Source organism: Xylanibacter oryzae DSM 17970 (assembly GCF_000585355.1).
Lineage (GTDB): Bacteria > Bacteroidota > Bacteroidia > Bacteroidales > Bacteroidaceae > Prevotella > Prevotella oryzae.
Map to the genome: position 1 here is coordinate 336,703 of NZ_KK073873.1, position 19,091 is coordinate 355,793.

At 36.0% G+C, this 19,091-nt stretch carries 17 protein-coding genes; 11 read left to right on the top strand and 6 right to left on the bottom strand.

Annotated elements, in window-relative coordinates; genetic code table 11:
* Positions 1 to 547: 547 nt before the first annotated feature.
* Positions 548 to 1,090: a TlpA family protein disulfide reductase gene (locus XYLOR_RS01210; protein WP_036876248.1), complete on the bottom strand. Its 543-nt coding sequence runs from the start codon at positions 1,088 to 1,090 to the stop codon at positions 548 to 550.
* 382 nt (positions 1,091 to 1,472) lie between these two features.
* Between XYLOR_RS01210 and XYLOR_RS01215 the strand changes: the two genes are divergently transcribed.
* The 8 genes from XYLOR_RS01215 (at position 1,473) to XYLOR_RS01250 (ending at position 8,761) form a co-directional block, all read left to right on the top strand.
* Positions 1,473 to 2,900, top strand: a complete 1,428-nt coding sequence (locus XYLOR_RS01215; RefSeq protein WP_036880465.1) for a DUF1593 domain-containing protein — start codon at positions 1,473 to 1,475, stop codon at positions 2,898 to 2,900.
* A 161-nt stretch (positions 2,901 to 3,061) separates the two neighbouring features.
* A complete protein-coding gene (locus tag XYLOR_RS01220; RefSeq protein ID WP_036876249.1) occupies positions 3,062 to 3,382 on the top strand; it encodes an FtsB family cell division protein in 321 nt (106 codons plus the stop codon).
* Positions 3,383 to 3,384: 2 nt separating this feature from the next.
* Positions 3,385 to 3,786, top strand: a complete 402-nt coding sequence (locus XYLOR_RS01225; RefSeq protein ID WP_036876251.1) for a hypothetical protein — start codon at positions 3,385 to 3,387, stop codon at positions 3,784 to 3,786.
* 90 nt (positions 3,787 to 3,876) lie between these two features.
* Positions 3,877 to 4,638: a DUF4369 domain-containing protein gene (locus tag XYLOR_RS01230; protein ID WP_051508812.1), complete on the top strand. Its 762-nt coding sequence runs from the start codon at positions 3,877 to 3,879 to the stop codon at positions 4,636 to 4,638.
* 18 nt (positions 4,639 to 4,656) lie between these two features.
* Positions 4,657 to 5,988 (top strand): dihydroorotase, encoded by a 1,332-nt coding sequence (locus XYLOR_RS01235; protein ID WP_036876253.1) that lies wholly within the window; start codon positions 4,657 to 4,659, stop codon positions 5,986 to 5,988.
* 7 nt (positions 5,989 to 5,995) lie between these two features.
* A complete protein-coding gene (locus XYLOR_RS01240; protein WP_036876255.1) occupies positions 5,996 to 6,811 on the top strand; it encodes a vitamin B12 dependent-methionine synthase activation domain-containing protein in 816 nt (271 codons plus the stop codon).
* 9 nt (positions 6,812 to 6,820) lie between these two features.
* The gene (locus tag XYLOR_RS01245) at positions 6,821 to 7,990 is read left to right on the top strand and encodes a metallophosphoesterase (protein ID WP_036876257.1); all 1,170 of its coding nucleotides are present in this window, start codon (positions 6,821 to 6,823) and stop codon (positions 7,988 to 7,990) included.
* A 12-nt stretch (positions 7,991 to 8,002) separates the two neighbouring features.
* Positions 8,003 to 8,761 (top strand): lysophospholipid acyltransferase family protein, encoded by a 759-nt coding sequence (locus tag XYLOR_RS01250; protein WP_036876260.1) that lies wholly within the window; start codon positions 8,003 to 8,005, stop codon positions 8,759 to 8,761.
* 6 nt (positions 8,762 to 8,767) lie between these two features.
* Here the strand turns inward: XYLOR_RS01250 and XYLOR_RS01255 are convergent, their stop codons facing one another.
* Together XYLOR_RS01255 and XYLOR_RS01260 are read right to left on the bottom strand one after the other, a co-directional pair.
* Positions 8,768 to 10,153: an MFS transporter gene (locus XYLOR_RS01255; RefSeq protein ID WP_036876262.1), complete on the bottom strand. Its 1,386-nt coding sequence runs from the start codon at positions 10,151 to 10,153 to the stop codon at positions 8,768 to 8,770.
* Entirely contained in the window at positions 10,150 to 10,902 is a 753-nt protein-coding gene (locus tag XYLOR_RS01260) for a polyprenol monophosphomannose synthase (protein WP_036876263.1), read from the bottom strand. Before XYLOR_RS01260 ends, XYLOR_RS01255 begins: the two co-directional genes overlap by 4 nt.
* A 127-nt stretch (positions 10,903 to 11,029) precedes the next feature.
* On the opposite strand from XYLOR_RS01260, the gene mfd reads away from it, so the two are divergent.
* The 3 genes from mfd (at position 11,030) to XYLOR_RS01275 (ending at position 16,810) form a co-directional block, all read left to right on the top strand.
* The gene (mfd, locus tag XYLOR_RS01265; RefSeq protein ID WP_036876265.1) at positions 11,030 to 14,422 is read left to right on the top strand and encodes a transcription-repair coupling factor; all 3,393 of its coding nucleotides are present in this window, start codon (positions 11,030 to 11,032) and stop codon (positions 14,420 to 14,422) included.
* A complete protein-coding gene (locus XYLOR_RS01270) occupies positions 14,419 to 15,837 on the top strand; it encodes a sodium:solute symporter (RefSeq protein WP_036876267.1) in 1,419 nt (472 codons plus the stop codon). Before mfd ends, XYLOR_RS01270 begins: the two co-directional genes overlap by 4 nt.
* Positions 15,838 to 16,171: 334 nt before the next feature.
* Positions 16,172 to 16,810: an HAD family hydrolase gene (locus XYLOR_RS01275; RefSeq protein WP_036876269.1), complete on the top strand. Its 639-nt coding sequence runs from the start codon at positions 16,172 to 16,174 to the stop codon at positions 16,808 to 16,810.
* 2 nt (positions 16,811 to 16,812) lie between these two features.
* Here XYLOR_RS01275 and trxB read toward each other — a convergent pair whose 3' ends face one another.
* From trxB to XYLOR_RS01290, 3 genes are all read right to left on the bottom strand, one after another.
* Entirely contained in the window at positions 16,813 to 17,760 is a 948-nt protein-coding gene (gene trxB, locus XYLOR_RS01280; RefSeq protein WP_036876270.1) for a thioredoxin-disulfide reductase, read from the bottom strand.
* 9 nt (positions 17,761 to 17,769) lie between these two features.
* Complete coding sequence (locus tag XYLOR_RS01285; RefSeq protein ID WP_036876271.1) at positions 17,770 to 18,324, bottom strand: glutathione peroxidase; 555 nt, start codon at positions 18,322 to 18,324, stop codon at positions 17,770 to 17,772.
* A gap of 489 nt (positions 18,325 to 18,813) precedes the next feature.
* Complete coding sequence (locus tag XYLOR_RS01290; protein WP_036876273.1) at positions 18,814 to 19,068, bottom strand: type B 50S ribosomal protein L31; 255 nt, start codon at positions 19,066 to 19,068, stop codon at positions 18,814 to 18,816.
* Between the last annotated feature and the right edge of the window lie 23 nt (positions 19,069 to 19,091).

Below are 19,091 nucleotides of genomic sequence, written 5' to 3' on the forward strand. Positions count from 1 at the left end.
CAAAACAAGTTGATTTGTATCTAAAAATAAGTTGTTTTGGGCTGAATTATCAATGCTTTAGTAAATGCATTTCATAGTATAAGCAAATATAATATATTGGTATTCAATAATTTAATTGTTTATATATAAATATTTTTACCAGTCAATATTTGATGTTAGTCTAATATGTTTAAAAAATATGGAATTATTTGCGGTATTAAATCACAATATATCAAAAAGGAAGATTAGAACAGTCAACCACTTTCGGAAAAAGACAGAGTGAGGTTTAGTGAGGTTAGATAACTTAACCTCACTCATATAATATACTGATACACATATATTTATACAAGATTAGTGAGGTTTGAGGTTGAAAAAGTTTTTTAATAAATAAAAGCCATCAAACAAATAACAAGATAAAGGGCTAAAACCTGTAATAAATAAAAGTGGTTCTCTTTCAACTGATGCGGAAAAGAACCACCAAAATCAGTGCTTGAAAGAATATTTCAAAGTACATGAAACGATCCATAAGTTTTACAGTTAATCAAAAGCTATTAATAAAAGAATATTTTCAATATAAAGACCTAATGGCCGTTGCTAACTGAAGAGTATCAGGCATAGCTTCGTCATCATATTTGAATGAAACAATGTTGTTTTTGTTGCTAATATAAATTCTCGGTATAGTCTGAATCGCAAATTTGTCATAGACAGTTCTATCTTTCTGAGCACAAAATGGCAGAGAAAAACTCTTGTCTGTCCAGTAGTTGTCAACCGAAATCTTATCCTGTTCTCTGCTTATTGCGACTAGTTTAAAATCTTTCCTGTTACTGAACTTTATATAAACATCATTTATTATAGGCAATTCTTTCTGACAATCTCCACATGAGGTGTTGAAAAAAACAATCATACTCACATTCCCATTTATGGTCTTGTCGCTGTAAGCATTACCAAAATTATCTACAACGCTAAAACTAGGTAATTTGTCACCCACGTTTATCAAAGAATATCCGTCACCATAATCTTCTTCGATGTCCGTCTTGGCGCATGACATGCAGCAGGATATAAGTATCACTGCAGTGGCTCTAATTAATTTCCCAATGTTTTTCTTTCTCATTTTCTTTTATTTTTAGTTAAAGTTACTTATCTATATACTAAATACTAATAATAAGAAATGTACCATTTTGAAATTATTTATTTGATTTATTTATTGTTCTTCACAATACCACGAATATGCAAAGTAAATATAAAATAGTGAATAACGCAAGTTTTTTATTGATTATTTTTTCATTTTCGTTAAATAAAAACCTCTTTTTTGTTAATTAATATTTACATAATCGAATCAATGGACTAAATTAGAATTGTCTTGTGTTATATATCTGATAAAGAACTCAGTTTTCATTAAAAATATTATTGAGTTTTGAATATTTTTATTTACTTTGCATGAGATTATGATCCACCATTGGATAAAAGCCATTATACCACAAATCTATATAAATATGAAAATTTTATACTTGTTTTCTTTTCTAATTATACCATTTACCTATTGTCAGGCGCGTGTGTCTAAATTAGTTGTGAATAATCAGCAGTTAAAACCTAGAGTCGTTATCCTCACAGATATAGCCCCCGGAGATATAGAACCTGATGATATGGAATCTATGGTTCGGCTTCTGGCACATGCTGACCAATATGAGATCGAAGCCCTGATAGCTACCGGTGGGTGGAATAGTAGTGGCAGAGCTTATCCTGCAGAATGGATGAATAGTATATTTACGGCAATAGATGCTTATAGCAAAGATCTTCCTAATCTGATGAAGCGTTCAAATCAAAAAGGGTTTAATTCACTAGGACAGGAAAACGGAAAACAGAAGTTAGGATATTGGCCAAGTGCAGCATACCTCAAGAGTAGGGTGGCCCTTGGTAGTAGTAGATTGGGTATGAAAGAGATAGGTGCAAACAATAATACGCAGGGAAGTGATATGATAATCCGTCTGGTTGATGAGTCGGATGAACGTCCTCTTTATATATCCACCTGGGGAGGAGCAAATACTTTGGCACAGGCGATATGGAAAGTTAAGCAAACTCGTACCACAGAACAATTGAATAAGTTCCTCTCAAAATTGTGTGTCTATACCATAACAGATCAGGATGTAGGTTGGGATCAACGTTATACCAATTATCCATTCAGTTCTCATCAGTGGATGCGTCGTGAATTTGAAGGCAAACTTAAATTTATCTGGGACGAAACTGCTTGGCTCTCTCAGTGTGGAAATGGTTCAAAGCATTGGGACTCATATGCCAAGTATATACAGGGACATGGATATTTAGGCAGAGTGTATCCTAACTTCAAATATGGGGTAGAAGGAGACACACCTTCTTATCTTTACATTACCCCAAATGGGTTAAGCAATCCACAAGATCCAAGACAGGCAGGCTGGGGAGGATATTTTGAGTGGGGAATAGGTATGGACAAAGAAACAAACTGTTGGACCAATCATACAGGTAAGGCAAAAGAAATAGCAGAAAAGTATGCGAATTACTTTTATCAGGCCGAGTTTAATGATTTTGCAGCACGTATGGATTGGGCTGAATTCGGCAAGGGAAACAGAAATCCGACAGTTATCGTAAATGGAGTATCCGGTATTCAATCTTTAGCAGTTAAAGCAAAAGCAGGGGAAAAAATAAAATTGGATGCAACAAAATCGATAGATCCTGATGGTGATAAGTTGTCAGTGAAGTGGTGGCAGATGGCGGAGTCGGGCACTTATCACAAAGAACTAAATATAGAAGACGAAAATTCGGAATGTATCTATCTCAATATTCCTAAAGACGCATCAAAACATGAAATACATATAATATGTGAAGTTACTGACAACGGCAAACCAAACCTGACGAGTTACAGGCGAATCATTATCTCAGTAAAGTAGATCTGCAAAATGTAATGCGACTTAGTAATACAAAACTATTTAAGAGGTGTTGATTATGTAGGCACGATCAATTTATTACGACAGTAAACAAAATATATCTATTTTAAGTTTTATAAATCGAAAAAATGCACTATCTTTGCACCTAAATAATATGAACAACAATGAGTCGGCTTGGTTCTGTCATCGGATTCCTGCGTAGCTATAAATACTATATAGTTATTTTCGCTTCTGTAGTGCTAGTTGGTTTTGCTGACGAGAACAGCGTATGGAACCATATACAAAACCGTAGGCATATAAACGATATGCATGAAGATATCGATAAATATAATAATATGTATAACAAAGATATGCGCGAGTTGAGAATGCTAGACAGAAATCCAAAGGCAATAGAGAAAATTGCGCGTGAACGATATTTTATGAAAGCAGATGATGAGGATATCTTTGTGCTGAGTGACGACGAAAATAAATCTAAGAACTATTAATTATGAAACAACTTTCCAAAATACAGAATATAGTGATGTTGATAGGTGCCATACTGATGGTTGTCGGTTCCGGAACATTTATCTTTCAGTGGATTGCTGCACCGTGGATATATTCTGTAGGAGCAGTGGCGTTCGCCTATATTCAATATGAGCAGGCTTATGAAGGGCGTAATATTACAATTAAAAGATTGCGTAGAATACAACTTGCCGGAGATGCATTTTTTGTCTTAGCAGGTCTGATGATGATTGAAGATAAATTTATGTTCATTAAACTGGATTTTCTATACTATGTAAAATATATACACAATAATTGGGTAGTGATATTGCTTTGTGCAGCAATTATAGAGATGTATACTACTCATAGAATCAACAACGAACTTAACAAAGAGGCAAAAAAACTATAAAATAGACCTCTTTTATTTTAAATAGCATAAATTTATTTCCGTACATCGATTATACATTGTACATTTGCAATAATAAGAAAAGAATAATATATGAATAAAATTCTCTATGCATTAATATCTTTGGCAGTATTGACTGGCTGCACAGAATCATATAACATTGAAGGCACTAGTTCTATTTCAACTCTTGATGGGCGTATGCTGTTTCTTAAAGTAGTTAAGAATAAAGAATTGAAAAATATAGATTCGTGTGACGTAGTACATGGTAAATTTCATTTTTCCGGTGTAATTGATTCTACCCGTATGGCGAGTATTTACATGGATGATGAGAGTGTTATGCCTGTTGTCTTGGAGAACGGACAGATTGTTATCAAAATAGATAATGCACAGCAGAGCATTACAGGTACACCACTTAACGAAAAATTATATAAGTTTATTGATAAGCACAATCAATTGGATAATCAGATGAACGAACTTAGCCATAAGCAGAGCCAGATGATTATGAATGGTGGCAATATTGATAATATCAATATAAAATTGTCGGGCGAAGCAGATAAAATATCATCTCAGGAAGATAAACTTGTGACTTCATTTATTGTAGAAAACTATGATAATGTATTGGGCCCAGGTGTCTTTATGATGATTACAAGCAGTTATCAATATCCGATATTGAATCCTTGGATTGAAGATATAATGACCAAGGCTACAGAAAAATTTAAGAATGACCCTTATGTGAAGGAATACTATCAAACAGCTCAAGAGAACCAGAATCGAATGAATGGTCTTGAACCGGCAGGGCCTCCACCATCATCTCAGCAACAACCAACGGGTTCTCTTACTAATGCTCCACAATAGAATTTTGACTTTTAAGCATTGAAAACGTTAATTACTAATGCTGTCATTGTAAATGAAGGTAGATCCTTCAAAGGCAGTATTATCGTTGAAAACGAAATAATAAAAGAGATAAACGAAGAATCGAAGGTGCCTACAGGTATCTTCGATTGTGTCGTAGATGCAGAAGGGTGCTATCTTCTGCCCGGTATTATAGACGATCATGTACACTTCCGTGATCCGGGACTTACAGATAAGGCTGATATTGAGACAGAGAGCAGAGCAGCTGCTGTTGGTGGCGTTACTACCTTTTTTGATATGCCTAATACTCTTCCGCAGACTACTAATGTTGAAAATCTTAATGCCAAATTCTGGACCGCCAAGATAAAAAGTCATATTAATTATTCATTCTTCTTTGGTGCAACCAATACAAATGTTGGATTATTCGACCAGCTTGACAAGCACAGAATACCAGGCGTTAAGTTGTTTATGGGATCGTCTACAGGCAATATGCTTGTGGATAATGTTGAATCATTAAAAAAGATATTTCAGAGCGCAGGTGATAAACCATTGATGGTACACTGTGAGGATACATCTATAATCAATCGTAATATGGCTAAGGCCAAAATACTTTATGGAGATGATCCGGACATTAAATATCATCCGCTTATACGTTCAGAGGAGGCTTGCTATAACTCTACCGCGTTAGCTGTAAGTATGGCTAAAGAGTTAGGCACTCGCTTGCATGTCGCTCACGTAACAACAGCTAAAGAACTGGAACTCTTTGATAGCAGCAATGATAAGATAACTGCAGAGGCTGTAATCGGTCACCTCTATTTTTCTGACGAGGATTATGCTACATTTGGAAGTCGTATTAAAGTTAATCCCGCGATAAAGACTAAAGCCGACAGAAATGCATTGAGAAAAGCACTTAATGACGGTCGTATTGCCGTAATAGGCACAGATCATGCACCGCATCTTATTACAGATAAAGTAGGAGGAGCAGCAAGGGCGTCATCAGGAATGCCAATTATACAGTTCTCGCTGGTAACAATGCTAGAACTTGTTGATGAAGGAGTGCTTAGTATTGAACGGATGGTGCAATTGATGTGTCATCATCCGGCTAGCTTATTTGGCGTTAAAGGAAGAGGTTTTATTAGAAAAGGATACAAGGCCGACTTGGTGATAGTAAAGCCTCATTCGCCTTGGACCGTTTCACCTGCCTGTATAGAGAGCAAATGTGGTTGGAGTCCTATGACGGGCCATAAATATGACTGGCAAGTTGTGCATACATTCTGCAACGGTCATGCTGTGTATAGCGCAGGTGACTTCTATAATGAATATCATGGACAAGAAGTAGTATTCAATTTTTGATATAGCATTGAGAAAGGTATTATCATATAGTGTGTGTGATTTAGAGCCATATATCAACTGGCTTTACTTCTTCCATGCATGGAATATGACAGGTAAGCCTGAAGAAGCTAAAGAACGCTTGCGTAAAGAAGCATTACTCATGCTTGATGAACTGAATGAGAAATATACTGTAAAAGGGCTTTTCGGCTTATATGATGTTAATAGCGATTGTGACGATCTCGTATTTGATAAGATGCGTATACCTATGTTAAGGCAGCAAAAAGAATTATCAGATGGTAAACCGAATTTGTGTCTAACAGATTTCATTCGTCCAATAGATTCAGGTAAGAAAGATCGGATCGGATTATTTGCAACATCTGTAGATATCAGGATGGAAACAGATTATAAAGATGACCCATATAAGAGGATGCTGGTGCAGACACTTGCTGACAGACTGGCTGAAGCTACAGCAGAGAAAATGCATGAACAGGTGCGTAAAGAGTATTGGGGATATGCTAAGGATGAAAATCTTACAATGAATGAGTTGCATCTGGAGAAATATCAAGGTATAAGACCTGCCGTAGGATACCCATCTCTTCCAGATACAAGCATAAATTTCATTATTGATGAGATATTGAATATGAAAGAAATAGGTATCAGACTTACAGATAGTGGAGCAATGAAACCACATGCGTCTGTGTCAGGATTTATGTTTTCACATCCAAAGTCATTTTATTTTGATCTTGGAAAAATAGGAGAGGATCAGTTGGTTGATTATGCGAAAAGGCGTTGCGTACCTGTAGAGATGATTAGACGTTTTCTACAAAGCAGTTTGCTGAAATAGAAGGATAATATGATAGCTAGAATATTCATATATATATTATTGATGATAGTGCTGTCTGATATTTATATTGATGCGCACTATATTAGACATCTTAAAAATATCAGATGGTGGAAAAGACTGTTATGGTGGCTTCCGGATATCCTGATGGTCATATATACAATACTTTTAGCCTCAGTTAAAAATTATGCTCCTGATAATCTCTCTTGGTTAAATGTTTATTTGTTTTTAATCGGTTTTATGGTAATTCCGAAAGCGTTTTTTGCTCTGTGTTCTATTATAGGATGGGGGTATTGTAAACTAAATCATTCAAGGAAAAATTGGGGTAACTTTGTGGGCCTGTTATTGGCGTTAATAACTATATATATATTGATTTATGGTTCTACCATAGGATTTAGAAAACTTGTTATAAGGCATGTTGATTATTACTCAAAGGATTTGCCTGCATCCTTCGAAGGATATAAGATCATACAATGGTCTGATGCACATGTTGGGGTCTATACAGGTAGCAGAGTGACCATACTACAAAGAGCTATTGATAGTATTAATGCCCAAAAAGCTGATGTCATATTATTTACTGGAGATTTACAAAACATGGCACCGCAGGAAATGTATAGGCATATAGGTCGCTTGAGCAGTTTAAAGGCAAAAGATGGTGTCTTCTCTGTATTGGGAAATCATGACTATTCAAAATATATAGGCGGTACTCCAGATCAGAAAAGAGCAAATGAGCGTGAAACAATAAAATTAGAGAAAAGTTTTGGATGGAATCTCCTTAGAAATGAAAACCATTCAATACAGCGAGGGAAAGATTCTATAATAATTGCCGGTGAGGAAAACGATGGTAAACCGCCATTTCCTCAGCTCGGTGATATAAAGAAAACTTTAAAAGGAACGTCAAATAAGAATTTTATAGTAATGCTTCAGCATGATCCTTCAGCCTGGCGCCGTAGCATATTGCCAAAATCAAACGCTCAACTTACGTTGAGTGGGCATACACACGCCATGCAGTTTGAAATTTTTGGTAAATCACCCGCATCGTGGTTATATTCTGAATGGGGAGGTATGTATTATTCAGGTGATAGAGCCATGAATGTATCAGTAGGTCTGGGTGGATTTGTTCCGTTCCGTTTCGGAGCATCTGGAGAAATTGTAGTAATTAAACTTCATAAATCAAAATAATAAATTATAGCTATGAAATATATTTATCGTATTTATCAGCTTTTTATAGCTTTACCGCTATTTTTTGTAGCTACCATTTTGACAGCTGCCTTTACAACAATCGGTTGCATAATAGGCAATGGACATTTTTGGGGTTATTATCCCGGTCTATTATGGTCAAAAGTTACCGTTCATTTATTCCTTCTCAGAGTGAACGTTACGGGACGCGAAAATCTGAAGAAAGGTCAATCATATGTGTTTGTAGCCAATCATCAAGGAATGTTTGACATATTTCTGATATACGGTTTTCTGCACCGAAATTTCAAATGGATGATGAAGTACCAGCTGAGAAAGATGCCTTTTGTAGGTATTGCATGTGAATACTCTCATCAGATATTTGTAGACAAACGTGGCCCTAGCAAGATAAAAGCTTCTTACGATAAGGCAAGAGAAAATCTGAAAGATGGAATGAGTCTTGTTGTTTTTCCTGAAGGTGCACGTACCTTTACAGGGCATATGGGTAAATTTAAACGTGGCGCATTTATGCTGGCAGACGAATTACAATTGCCAGTAGTGCCGCTTACAATAAATGGATCTTTCAATGTGATGCCGAGAATGAGAGATTTTCATTGGATAACAAGACATCCGCTTACTCTTACTATTCACAAACCGATATATCCGCAGAGTAAAGGTGCTGATAATATAAAGGCGATGGAAAACGAAAGTTATGATGTTGTTATGTCAGGTCTGGTTGACGAGTATCAGGGATATGTAGAAAATACAGATCAGTAGTTTCTTTTATTTCTTAGCACGCCCTCTGTTTTTCATATCTAGTCTTGTTATGCTTAATATTGCGCCAAGAGCAGCTACTCCTGTTCCTGTATATAAACATATATCGCTGCTGGTCATTATTGATTCGTTCATCGCAAAAAACATAGCAACAAGGGCCGCACCGGTAGTCTGACCTATAACGCGCGCTGTGCCTATCAGTCCACTAGCTGCGCCACTGCGTGCTGGTGGTGAGTTTGTTACAATCGTATTGTTGTTAGGCGTTTGAAACATAGCAAAACCACATCCGCAAAAGAACATACGTATAAATAGATTCGTAAAAGATGGATGCTCAGGTATTAATGTTAATGAGAATAAAAACACTGACATTATAGCCAGTCCGATGAATCCTAATATTCCCTGATGAATCTTGCTCACCATCATACCTGCAAGCGGAGCCGTAATCATTGTAGCTATAGGCCATGCAGTAAGCAAAACACCAGTGGTAATCATGCTAAAGTGAAGTCCTTTTAAAAGTAAGAAGGGCATGCATATAGTCATCAGCATCTGAGCTGTAAAAGAGCATATACTTGTAAATACAGAAAAGGATATTATCGGAATTCTGAATAAGTCAAGTGGTAACAATGGTACTTCTTTTTTCTTCTCATGTTTGATATAGAAAAAAAAGATAAAAGCAAATAGGAGTAATTGAATGCCTACAAGATGTATCGATTCTCCATGAGCATATCCTTCAAGTGAGAATACCAGTAATCCAAATACAAGCGCATTCATAATTGCACTTAAATAGTCAAACTTGGCATCAACTTTCAACTCCTGACGCGGTAAATATCTTTTCCCGAACCAGAATGCTGTTAGTCCTAGAGGAACATTGATAATAAATAACCAGTGCCATGTTGCTACAGATAATATTGTTCCGGCCAAGCTAGGTGCTGCCAGTGTTGAACATGACACAACCATGGCGTTGATCCCCATTCCTGTAGCAAGTTTGCTTTTAGGATATATATATCTTAGTTGTCCTTGATTGACACCTGTAAGCATGGCTCCTCCAAGTCCCTGAAAACCTCGAGCAACGATAAGCATAGTAAATGACTGTGATAAAACGCATCCTATGGATGCCATTACGAAAACGATGATACCAGTAAGGTACACACGTCTCAGACCGTAGATGTCTCCTAATGCAGAGAATGCTAATATTGTAGAAATAATACCTAGCTGATATATATTAACTATCCATATCGTGGAAGAGGGAGATACTCCGAATTGAACGGAAAGTGCAGGTAACGCAACATTCACAATATTCATGTCCAAACATGACATACCGATTGTGAGTGATACAGAAATTATAGCCCATAGCCTCGCTGGCATGGGTAGTCCATCAGTAAGAATCTTATTCATTGTATAGGTAACTTTGGATACTTTTTAGTCCAACTGTCTATTCTTAATCTTATTACTCCGAAAAATGCTTCACCGAAAATGCCACCATTCATTTTGCTTATACCTTCGCGGCGATTGATGAAGATAACCGGTACCTCTTTAATTTTAAAGCCTATTTTATAAGCTGTGTACTTCATTTCTATTTGAAATGCATATCCTTTAAAGCGTATTTTATCCAGTTCTATTGTTTCTAATACCCGGCGACGATAACATTTAAATCCTGCAGTTGTGTCATTAACTTTAAAACCTGTAACGAAACGGACATATTTTGATGCAAAATAGCTCATAAGTACTCTTCCTATAGGCCAATTCACAACATTAACGCCACTTACATATCTAGAGCCGATTGCTAAATCATACCCGTCGTTGTGGCATGCAGCATATAAACGAGGTAAGTCTTCTGGCGAATGACTGAAGTCGGCATCCATTTCAAAAATATATTCATAATCACGCTGTAGAGCCCATTTGAATCCCGATATATATGCAGTTCCCAGTCCCTGTTTGCCTGAACGTTCCATTATGAAAAGTCTGTTTCCAAACTCATTATCAATAAGATTGTGTACTATCTTTGAGGTTCCATCAGGAGAGCCATCGTCAATAACAAGTATGTGGAAACACTTTTTTAAAGAGAAAACTGCACGTATTATTTTCTCTATATTCTCTTTTTCATTATAAGTAGGAATTATAACAATGCTGTCGCTTTCGTTCATCGTCGTATGATTATACTTTTGCGCAAAGGTAGTGCAAATAGAGCGGAATACAAAATAAATATAAGTTTATTTATTAATACAGAATGTTATATCGTGGATTTTTAGTAATTTTGTGACGAATTTTATAATGGAAATAAAACAACTGCAAAGTCTTTATGCCAAGTTGCCTCAGATTGGTGCTTTGGCTGAGTCTCTGGAAAATAATCAGGTGAAGAGTATTTTCCTTGATGGGCTCGTCTCTTCTGCTGCCCCAATGGTTTTTGGCAGCCTTTACAATAAGTATAAATCTACATTGCTTTTTATCCTGAATGATGCTGATGAGGCTGGATACTTCTATCATGATCTTACACAGGTCATGGGGGAAAGTAATGTCCTTTTTTTCCCATCGTCATATAGAAGGGCTATAAAGTATGGCCAGCATGATTCGGCTAATGAAATATTGAGAACAGAGGTTCTACGCAGGCTTGGTAATAATAATGAGAGTCTATATGTAGTGACATATCCTGCTGCCGTTGGTGAACTCGTGGTTTCAAAAAATCGACTCGATGAGCGTACAATACGATTGGCTAAAGGACAGACCGTCGATGTGATAGATATGGAAAAGAAATTTATATCTCTTGGGTTTGACGAGGTTGACTATGTCTACGAACCGGGTCAGTTTGCTCTTCGTGGTAGTATTCTGGATGTTTATTCGTATAGCAGCGAATATCCATATCGTGTAGACTTCTTTGGTGATGACATTGATACGATAAGAACTTTTGAAGTAGAAAGCCAATTATCAAAAGAGAGTAAAGATCAGATTGAAATCGTTCCAGAACTTAAAGGACAGTCCTTGGATAAGGTCTCTCTGATGAAATTTCTGCCGGAGATGACAATGCTGGTAATGAAAGATTTTATTTTTGTACGTGACAAGATAGATCAAATATATCAAGAAGGTTTTAGTGACCAGGCAATAACTGAAAGATTGGAAGGTGCTACAGAACAGGAACAGAAACAGATATATGAGGAGATGGATAAAGACAGCCAATTGATAAGTGGTGTTCAGTTTACATCTGACGCAATTGGCTATAGGCGCATAGAATTTTTACACCCATCTAATGTGAACCATCAACTGAAGATAACTTTTAATGTTACTGCCCAGCCAATGTTCCACAAAAACTTTGATTTACTTGCAAGTGCATTAGAAGAGTATATTGGTAAAGGATATGAATTGTATATATTGGCTGACAGTCAGAAGCAGAATCAAAGGCTTCGTGATATATTTGATGAGATGGGTAACGCTTCTCATACTACGCCAATAGCTTTTTCTCCTGTAGACAAAACATTACATGAAGGTTTTGCTGATAATGATTTAAAGGTTTGTTTTTTCACTGATCATCAGATATTTGACAGATATCACAAATATAATCTCCGTTCTGATAAAGCAAGAAACGGTAAGGTAGCACTGTCTCTAAAGGAGATAAACGAGCTTAATATAAACGATTATATTGTTCATGTAGACCATGGAATAGGAAAATTTGGTGGATTAGTAAGAGTTCCTCAAGGAGACGGCTATCAAGAAATGGTACGTATTGTTTATCAGAACAATGATGTAGTTTACGTTTCAATCCATTCACTATATAAAATTTCCAAGTATAAAGGTAAAGATGGAGAACCGCCACATTTGAGTAGGCTAGGTACCGGCGCTTGGGAAAATATGAAGGAGCGTACCAAGAAAAAGCTTAAAGATATAGCCCGCGACCTTATAAAATTGTATTCACGAAGAAAGAAGGAGAAAGGATATGCTTATAGCGCTGATTCTTTCATGCAGCATGAATTGGAAGCCAGTTTCTTATATGAAGACACTCCTGATCAACTTAAAGCTACTAATGATGTAAAGGCTGACATGGAAAAAGCCCTGCCGATGGACAGGCTGGTATGTGGCGATGTCGGATTTGGGAAAACAGAAGTAGCTATACGTGCTGCGTTCAAAGCCGCTGCAGACAGTAAACAGGTAGCTGTATTGGTGCCTACAACGGTGCTTGCATATCAACATTACAAAACATTTTTAGGAAGGTTGAAAAACTTCCCTGTAAGAGTTGATTATCTGTCACGCGCCAGAAGTGCTAAACAGACAAAAGAAGTTCTTGCCGATCTTGCTTCAGGTAAGATAGATATCATTATAGGGACACACAAAATTATAGGTAAATCTGTTAAATTCAAAGATTTAGGACTGCTTATAATAGATGAAGAGCAAAAATTCGGTGTATCTACAAAAGAAAAACTACGTCAGATTAAAGTCAATGTAGACACATTGACAATGTCCGCCACGCCTATACCAAGAACTCTTCAGTTCTCTTTAATGGGTTCGAGAGATATGAGCGTAATACAGACACCGCCTCCCAACAGATACCCGATACAAACAGAAGTGCGTACTTTTAGTTCGGAAATAATAAAGGATGCTATCAACTTTGAAATGAGCCGTAATGGACAGGTCTTTTTCGTAAGTAACAGGATATCAAGTCTGCCAGAACTAGAGATGATTATTCACGAAACAGTTCCGGATGCAAGAGTAGCCATTGGACATGGACAGATGAAACCTGAAGAACTTGAAAAGATCATATTAGGTTTTGTAAACTACGACTATGATGTGCTTTTATCTACTACAATAGTGGAGAATGGTATAGATATTCCTAATGCTAATACCATAATAATCAACCATGCTCAACATTTCGGACTTAGTGACTTACATCAGATGAGAGGTCGTGTAGGTAGAGGAAATAGGAAAGCTTTCTGTTACCTTCTAGCTCCACCAATATCTCAACTTAATGTTGAAGCTAGACGTAGACTAGAGGCAATAGAGACCTTCTCAGATTTAGGTAGTGGTATTCATCTCGCGATGCAAGATCTTGATATTAGAGGTGCAGGTAATCTTCTTGGTTCAGAGCAGAGTGGTTTTATTGCTGATCTTGGTTATGAAACATATCAGAAAATTTTGAATCAAGCTATGACCGAACTTAAAAATGAGGAATTTAGTGACTTATATGCAGACGATATAAAACAAGAAGAAATCACAGGTGATATATTTGTAGACGACTGTTTACTGGAGAGCGATTTGGAATTATATTTTCCTGAGCAATATGTACCTAATAGCAGTGAGAGAATACTTATATACAGGCAACTTGACAGTATTGAGAAAGATGAAGACTTAAAACTTTTCAGAGCAAACCTTATTGATAGATTTGGAGATGTTCCTTCCAAAGGAGAAGAATTAATGAGAGTTGTATCATTACGTCGTTTAGGCAAGTGTCTTGGATGTGAAAAGATTTTCCTAAAGGGAGGTAATATGAGTCTTTATTTTGTAAGTAATTCGAATAGCGCATACTATAGAAGTAGTGCTTTTGATAAAATATTAAATTATATAGCAGCAAATCCGCGCCATTGTAATTTGCGTGAGAACAAAGGCAAACGTTCTATGGTAATATCAGACGTTAAGTCTGTGGAACAAGGAATCACAATTTTAGAGGAAATAAATAAATGATAATAGTAATAACGGTATTAATATACTTTCTTATATTATTAATGCTAAGTAGATTAACTAGCCGAAAGTCTTATAATAACGATGCTTTTTATAGGGCAAACCGCAAATCACCATGGTACATGGTCGCTTTCGGTATGATAGGAGCTTCTATATCAGGCGTTACATTTATATCAGTACCAGGAATGGTAGAAAAGACAGATATGACTTATATGCAGACTTGCATAGGCTTTATCTTCGGTTACTTTGCAGTTGCATTCATCCTACTACCTGTATATTATAAGTTGAGACTTACTACGATATATTCATACCTTGATAGTAGATTAGGCAAAATGTCTTATAAGACAGGAGCTTCTTTCTTTCTACTGTCTAAGATGACAGGTGCAGCCGTGAGGTTCTATGTGGTCTGCATCATTTTGCAAAAATTCGTTTTAGATGCCTTAAATGTTCCATTTGTGATAACAGTAGTTGTAATGGTTGGCTTGATATGGCTTTATACCCATAGAGCAGGCATAAAAACTCTTGTATGGACAGACTCTTTTCAGACATTATGTATGTTTGCAGCTCTCATTCTTATTATAGTAAATGTAGCACATTCTATGAATATGGGAGTAGGTGATACCGTCTCATCCATAATTTCAGATTCGAAAAGTAGAATTTTTATATTTGATGATTGGGTTTCCAGGCAAAATTTCTTTAAACAGTTCTTTAGTGGTATATTTATAGTAATTGTTATGACAGGGCTTGATCAGGATATGATGCAGAAAAATCTTACATGCAAAACTTTGAAAGAGGCTCAAAAAGATATGTGTACTTATGGCTTCGCTTTTGTTCCGGCTAACCTTTTGTTTCTATCATTAGGAGTTTTATTAATAACGTTCGCTTCGCGTCAGGGCATAAACATTCCTGCTACAGGAGATGAATTGTTACCTATGTTTGCTGCAACAGGCAAATTAGGAGATCTTGTCGTAATATTATTTACTATAGGTATTGTGGCCGCTTCATTCAGTAGTGCAGATTCTTCTCTTACAGCACTTACAACAAGTTTCTGTGTTGACATAAAAGGTAAGCCTGAAGATGAACGCTTACGTAAAATTTCGCATCTGATGATATCTGTCTTATTCATAATATTTATATTACTATTCAAGACTATTAATTCTAAGAGTATGATAGATGTAATATACATATTATGTTCATATACATATGGACCACTTCTTGGATTGTTTGCATTCGGATTACTTACCAAATATAAAGTAAGGGATAACTTGGTGCCAGTAGTCGCATTATTATCTCCATTAATTTGTTATATAATTAATATCTTTTCGTCAAAATTTTGGGGATATGAATTTGGCTATGAACTGTTAATGTTGAATGGATTATTAACATTTTTGGGCTTATATTTACTGAGAAAGAAATAACATACATTATGTTAAATCACAAATATTTATATAATATTAATAAACGTGTCTTTTTAAGGTAAAATTTTTCGCATGGAATTTATATAGATGAAAAAAAACTAATTTTTCGGCAAAAAAATAGCCATAAAAAATATTGGTTGAAAAGAAAATGATGTATATTTGCATCAATAAAAATGATAAAGTACTGATATTCAATATATCAGTATAGATATAAAATTTAATGGTTAAGGTTTATGGTTGATTAATTTAGTTTTTTTAAAGTATTGAGAAAAGGGTCACGCTGAGACAGCGAGGCCCTTTTTATTTAACAAAGGCAATGTTATAATATAGAATTATGGTTAAAACTTATATATTAGATTTTGATGGAACTATGGGTGATACCCGTAGTCTGATAGTGAAGACAATGCAGCAAACTATAGCTGAATTGGGACTTCCAAAACGTACAGATAATCAGTGTGCTTCAATGATAGGATTACCATTGAAACAGACATTCACGGATCTTATACCTATGGATGATGATATGGGAAACCTGTGTGCTGAAACATATACTAGAATCTTTGCGAAGAATAATGTGCCTGGTGCTGTTCCTGTATTTCCTAATGTACTGGATACTATAAAAAAGTTATATGAAAGTGGATGCATAATAACTATAGCAAGTAGCAGGCGTAGACAATCTCTTTTGAATTTTATTGACGAGATGAAACTTAATAAATACATTTCATTTGTAGTCAGTGCTTCTGATGTAGATAGAGCAAAACCTTTCCCTGATATGGTTTATAATATATTAGAAGAAACGAAATGTAAACCGGATGAATCAATTGTCGTAGGGGATACCACATTCGATATAGAAATGGGTAAATCAGCTGGAAGTCTTACTTGTGGGGTCACATATGGAAATGGCACGAGAGTGCAACTAGTGCAGTCTCATGCCGATTATATTATAAATGACTTCAGTGAACTACTGAACATCTAATATTATTTTCCTATCTCAGATAGATAACGGTCTGCTTCAATCGCAGCCTTACAGCCACTGCCGGCAGCTGTTATAGCTTGTCGGTAATGTGGGTCGGCTATATCTCCTGCTGCATATATTCCAGGTATTTTTGTTTTTGGAGTTCCTGCAATAGTCTTTATATAACCTATTTTATCTGTTTCAAGCCATTCTTTGAATACATCAGAATTCGGTTTGTGACCAATGGCTAGGAAGAACCCGTCAATAGCTATATCAACAAGCTTTTCATCAGCTTCTCCCTTGCGTTTTATAAGATGAGCTCCTTCTACACCATCTTCACCAAATAACCCGAGAGTGTTGTGTTCGAAAAGTATTTCGATGTTCTCTTTGTCGGCAACACGTTGCTGCATTACCTTTGATGCGCGCAAGAAAGTTTTTCGTACTATCAGATATACTTTATTGGCAAGTCCAGAAAGATATAATGCATCTTCGCATGCTGTATCACCACCACCAACGACGGCTACAGTCTTTTTACGATAGAAAAATCCGTCACATGTAGCACATGCTGAAACCCCTTTTCCGTTATATTTTTTCTCGTCAGGCAAACCTAAATATTTAGCTGAAGCTCCTGTTGCTATTATAACAGTTTCTGCTTCAATGATATTCCCTTCATCTGTAGTTAGTTGATAAGGAGACTTAGAGAGGTCGGCTTTTACAATCTCGCCATCGCGTATGTCGCAACCGAAACGCTCAGCCTGCTCGCGCATATCCATCATCATTTGATTTCCATCCACGCCATTTGGATATCCTGGGAAATTCTCTACCTCAGTGGTCTGAGTAAGTTGACCACCTGGTTGTATTCCAGCATATTCCACAGGTTTCAGGTTGGCACGGGCAGCGTATATAGCAGCAGTATATCCAGCAGGACCACTACCTACAATGAGGCAACGGACCTTTTCTATTTTCTCCATAAGTAACTCTTATTTATTTAGTAATTCCTCTATCTTGTTTGCGATATTATCAATTTTCTCTGTTGGTTCGTAACGAGCTTCTACTAATCCAAATTTATTTATAAGGAACTTCGTGAAATTCCATTTTATGTCTGGTTTTTCTTTATATTCAGGATCTTCTTTGGATAGCATATCATCTAGAATTTTTGCTATAGGGTGTGACATATCCCATCCTGCAAAGCTCTTTTGTTCTTTTAGATATTTGTATAGAGGTTCTGCTTCATCTCCGTTGACTTTTATTTTCTTGAAACGAGGAAATTCTGTACCATAGTTTAGCTTACAGAAATTATGAATAGTGTCATCCGTTCCAGGAGCTTGTTGACCGAATTGGTTACAAGGGAAGTCCAGTATCTCAAAACCTCTACTATGAAATCTTTCATATAGCTTTTCCAGTTCTTCATACTGTGGTGTAAAACCGCATTTTGTGGCTGTATTCACAATAAGCAATACCTCATTTGTGTATTCCTTAAGTGTTACATCATTGCCTTTTCTGTCTTTGACAGTGAAATCATAAATTGTTTTCATCTTTATTCTAATTCTTCTGTGTTTATTATATAATGGTTTACAAAAATACTAAATAATTAATTAACTGCAAGGACATTACATATTATTAACATAACGTATTTTGAAAGCCAAATAGCAAATTGTATCTTATATTATTGCGCTAATGGTTTTTATATGCTAAAAATAAACTTATTATCGTGTATAATAGGCCGTTGACTTATATGCTCAATTCTTGAATGTTGTCTTTTTGCATTGTAAAACATAATGCAAAAAGATAAGTGTATCGTAAAAAAAATAGAATGTATTTATTTGTCTTGTATTAATACAAAAAAATAAAGAGAAAATGTGATGCCTTGAGGAATGATAATGATTCTTTATGAACGTTTGGGGGCTTTATTGAACCGGTTGACTACCTTTTTTGGGGTCTTAATCCGTTTTTTTTAGTATATAAACAAAAATGCGTTGAATATATGCAACTATTCAACGCATTTCTAATATTGATTGTATATCTTATTTCTTGCTAGCTTTACCGTAACGGTTCATGAACTTGTCTACGCGACCTGCTGTATCGACAAGCTTATTCTTACCTGTGTAGAACGGGTGAGATGTACTAGAGATTTCTATTTTTACCATTGGGTAAGTTTCGCCTTCAAATTCTACTGTTTCTGTAGTCTTGCATGTAGACTTTGATAGGAACATATCACCGTTGGACATATCCTTAAATACGACGGGGCGATAGTTTTCTGGATGAATTCCTTTTCTCATTTTATTATTTATCTAAAATTATT